At 44.0% G+C, this 3,806-nt stretch carries 7 protein-coding genes; all 7 read left to right on the forward strand.

Translation table 11 applies throughout. From position 1 onward, the window contains the following. Positions 1 to 259 precede the first annotated feature (259 nt). Positions 260 to 466, forward strand: coding sequence for a hypothetical protein (locus tag ACFCTO_RS11975; protein WP_499876953.1), 207 nt, complete (start codon positions 260 to 262; stop codon positions 464 to 466). Positions 467 to 484: 18 nt separating this feature from the next. Further along, positions 485 to 913, forward strand: coding sequence for a RusA family crossover junction endodeoxyribonuclease (locus ACFCTO_RS11980; RefSeq protein WP_499876954.1), 429 nt, complete (start codon positions 485 to 487; stop codon positions 911 to 913). 9 nt (positions 914 to 922) lie between these two features. Beyond that, positions 923 to 1,444: a hypothetical protein gene (locus ACFCTO_RS11985; RefSeq protein ID WP_499876955.1), complete on the forward strand. Its 522-nt coding sequence runs from the start codon at positions 923 to 925 to the stop codon at positions 1,442 to 1,444. Between the two features lie 115 nt (positions 1,445 to 1,559). Continuing rightward, positions 1,560 to 1,769, forward strand: coding sequence for a hypothetical protein (locus tag ACFCTO_RS11990; protein WP_499876956.1), 210 nt, complete (start codon positions 1,560 to 1,562; stop codon positions 1,767 to 1,769). Beyond that, the gene (locus ACFCTO_RS11995) at positions 1,759 to 1,998 is read left to right on the forward strand and encodes a hypothetical protein (protein ID WP_499876957.1); all 240 of its coding nucleotides are present in this window, start codon (positions 1,759 to 1,761) and stop codon (positions 1,996 to 1,998) included. Before ACFCTO_RS11990 ends, ACFCTO_RS11995 begins: the two co-directional genes overlap by 11 nt. Before the next feature lie 368 nt (positions 1,999 to 2,366). Beyond that, complete coding sequence (locus ACFCTO_RS12000; RefSeq protein ID WP_302484822.1) at positions 2,367 to 2,843, forward strand: hypothetical protein; 477 nt, start codon at positions 2,367 to 2,369, stop codon at positions 2,841 to 2,843. 167 nt (positions 2,844 to 3,010) lie between these two features. After that, positions 3,011 to 3,706 (forward strand): hypothetical protein, encoded by a 696-nt coding sequence (locus ACFCTO_RS12005; RefSeq protein WP_499876958.1) that lies wholly within the window; start codon positions 3,011 to 3,013, stop codon positions 3,704 to 3,706. Positions 3,707 to 3,806: the final 100 nt, after the last annotated feature.

Below are 3,806 nucleotides of genomic sequence, written 5' to 3' on the forward strand. Positions count from 1 at the left end.
CACTTTGGTCGCTAAGGCCCAAACCGCAAAAAATCCAACGGACTTAGTTCAGGCCTTGTGTAAACTAGCTTCATCAACTTCCGAGGTGGCGTAAAAGTTGTAAAGTGCTGTTATATATAATAAATGTCCCTGTGTATAAATCCGTGTGGGTCCTTGGGACAACAAATAGGGGAACAAGGGGGCTGAAAGTGCCCCTTGTCCCTATTCCTATTTGTGGTCCCTGAACCAGGACCATGCGGCGACGAAAGGAGTAGAAAAAATGAAATTGTCGGAAATGAATGAAGATGAATTAAGAGCGCTGGCTAAAAAGCGTTTCAAGAACGGCAGGCTAACTAAACAGGTACTGGAAGCACAACGTGAACTGTGGATACGTCATGATCGGCCCTTTACTAAGGATGGCCATGATATTGGCAACGGGGAAGATTTCATAAATTTGGACTATTATGATGGAAATATTTCGGATTAAGCGGAAGGAGAAATCACGATGACAGATAATAACATGATTCATTTCTTCGTACCTATGCAGCGGATTCCGTCGGCGACGCATCAGATGAAGAAGCTCGTCGTCGGGCGTGATGGCAAGCCCCATACGTACGAGCCGCCGGCCGTCAGGGAAACGCGGGCCCTGTTCATGGCCAGCTTTGCGAAGTTCCGCCAGGACCAGCCTATCATGGGGCCCGTAGCCTTGACGACGAAATGGATGTACCCGTCGACGAAACTGCACCCGGAAGGGACCTGGAAGGCGACCAAGCCCGATACGGATAACCTGGTCAAGATGCTCAAGGACGTCCTGACGTCGCTGGGCTTCTGGCGGGATGATGCCCAGGTCGCGTCGGAATGTATCCAAAAGTTTTATGTTTCTCAATCTTTATCCGGCATCTACGTCCAGATCGAACCGCTGGACGACGATTAGGAGGTGCCTATGGGACGGAATGAAATGATTGCCCGGGCCCGGTCGGCGTTCCGTGAAGTTCTGGAGGCCATGGAAACCCCTCATGCCCAGCTCTTGCAGCGGGATCCGGACATCAAGGGACTGGTGGAAAACATCGTGCAGCATGTGGAAAATGCCAGGAAGCCGGAAAACTGGCCCGTTGAGGAATATCCCGACGACTTCGAGAAATACCATCCGTCGGACCGGTGGCAATGGGCCTGGCTGCTTTTACAGGCGGCCGTCCTGGACAGCGACTTCGCGACGATTCTTTGTGCGCTGCGGGCCAATGGCTGTGAGCTGGTCAAGGATGACGACTATGGCTATGTCATCCGGCCCATCATCGGCGGTCATGGCTGGAATAGTATCGACCAGTATAACGAAACGAAGGAGCCGCTGAACGATTATGTAAATTTATTATTACCTCTGCTGAAACGGCTGCGTGAAGAAGATCAGAAAGGGCATGTCGTCCCGCAGCGTGAAGTGCAGCAGGGAAAGCTGGGAGGGAAAGGATGATAGAAATCAATCGGACGAAGGTCATTATGTGGAGGCTGATTGCCATATACTGTGTGGTATTCTGGATTGCCTTCACGGCAGCACTTATTTATTGCTTACAGTAGGAGGGATTACGATGGATGATAGTTGGTATGCACCCGGACCGGTACACTGCCGGCAGATGACGGAAGAAGAACGGCAGTTTTACCAGAAACAACGGCAGAAACGACAATTCCCCTGGAGCTCGAAACAAGGCCAGCGGGATTTGAATTGGCATCAGTGGGGCAAACATTGTCCGCCTGTATTGCGGTTTAAACGAAAGGCAGGTCATGGACATGAGGATTAAAATTAATTTTGGCTCAATAGGCGTGAAGCCTATCAAAGTACCGCCAGATATTGGGAAACGTCTTGCTGCGGCTTTTGACCGTTGGTGGCGTGTAGTGCCAGGTGGAATGAAACGTTACTATGGCATGAAAGGCTGGCAGCGTTCCTGCCGGAATCATGCCGTAAAAAGCCGGGTCCGCCATGCAAAACGAAAAGCGGCCCGCGGGTATTGCTACAAAGGTGGTAGATAAAACGTTTTAGTTTCGCCACTACGACATTTAGATTCTATTTACGGTAATTACACATAGACGGAAGGAGTAAGGACGTGGGACGCAAAAACAGACGACGAAAGAAAGAGCCGTCACTCACGTCATGGACTCACCGGCCAGGGTCCCAGGAAGTCCGGAGCCGCTGCGCATTCTGCGGGCGGCTCTTGGATGACGGGGACTTTTACTGGTTCCCGGACGAGTTCGGGCAGTTTGTGCGGAAGTGCAAGAACGAGCGGGATTGCTCCGCTCATCGTAAAGACGAAGCCGAAAAGGCGTTCCGTGAAGCATTGTGGCATAATCATAAAGGAAAAGGATACTGGATTATGGGTTGATAAAAAAGGAGGAAAACAATGACAGCAAATGAATATTTATCGCAGTATAAGGATATCCCTGCCGAGATACAACAGAGAAGCAAGCTTATTAGAAGAATGGAACGTGAAATATTTTCTGGGCCATCAGATAAGGTGACGGGAAGCCTTTCCCCTGTTATTGGAAAATCCAGTCAACAGAGTTTTTGGAGTGTTGAAGATTTTGAGCGTTTCAAGAAGCAGGTGCAGAGACAGAAGAATATCATCTCGCAATATCGGAAGTATGAAGATACTGTATTGCAACAAATTGATTGTATTGACGATAAAAAGTTAAGGTCTGTATTGTTAGGGCGTTACATTAATGGCGAAACATGGAGGGAAATAGCATTCTGCGTAGAAACTACAGAAGATCATGTACGTCAGACTCTGCACAAAAAGGCGCTCGAAGAATTTACCAGAAAATTTTCTGATAAATTTTATAAAATCACTTCGGAAATCCCCTACCATCCCCACCCTTGACATGATAGACTATATACTGAGAAATAAGAAAGAGAGATGCTGTGACAGCCTATGTTATAGACTGCCGTCAGGTCTCTTTTTTGTATAAGAGAGTCGAGCAGGCTGGACTTGTCAATAAGTATCTCGTATAATAAAAGTATAAATAGTATTATACGAGGTGAATGGTTGTGAGTGTATCAACTAGGACGTTAGGATTTTATAATTGTTACATTGATGTATATGAAAATGGAAGAAATGAAAGAGAAGTATTTGATAAAAATTTTACTATTAAGTTAATTGAATATATAGAATCATTACCAGTAGAAAAACGAATGGATAAAATAGAAAGTCAAAAGAAAGTATATTGTTTAAAAAAGCTCATAAAACCTGAAAAAGATATAATTAATATTGTTTTTCAATCCGGTAAGTATGGACATAATCCAGATTATTTGTCTAGTATTAATGGAACAACGAGGCCGACTGAAAAACATTTTGAAGAAGCAGAAGAAGAACTTACCCACCTATGTATAAAATTAAAAGATGAAAAAGCTATTTTTTTACTTGAGGAAAGAAAAAGTGGCATGTCGATAAAGAAAATAATTGCTTATTTTAATTCATTTATATCTCATTTTGAGCAACAAAATAGGGAAAAATATCCATATCGTTTTTCTTGTGAAATTTATCCAGTTAAAAATATAGCAGATATTATTGATAATTTTTTGATTTCTAATGTTCTGGAATTGTATGCAAAGAAGGATATTATAGGTGATGAAATGAAATCATTTTCCGAAATTGATTCGCCATTAGTGAGAGATCAAGTTATACTTATATTAAAAGCAGAGAAACGAGAGTCATTCCCTGTGAAATTTTTAGAATGGTGCTAGCATATAAATAGGACAAGTCAAACTGAGGTTTTCCATAAAGTGATACAATAAAAGTATATATAGGGGGCCTTAGTATGACGAAGTTCAACAAACAATTCAA

Origin of the sequence: Megasphaera indica, from assembly GCF_046614755.1 — a bacterium.
Taxonomy (GTDB): domain Bacteria; phylum Bacillota; class Negativicutes; order Veillonellales; family Megasphaeraceae; genus Megasphaera; species Megasphaera intestinihominis.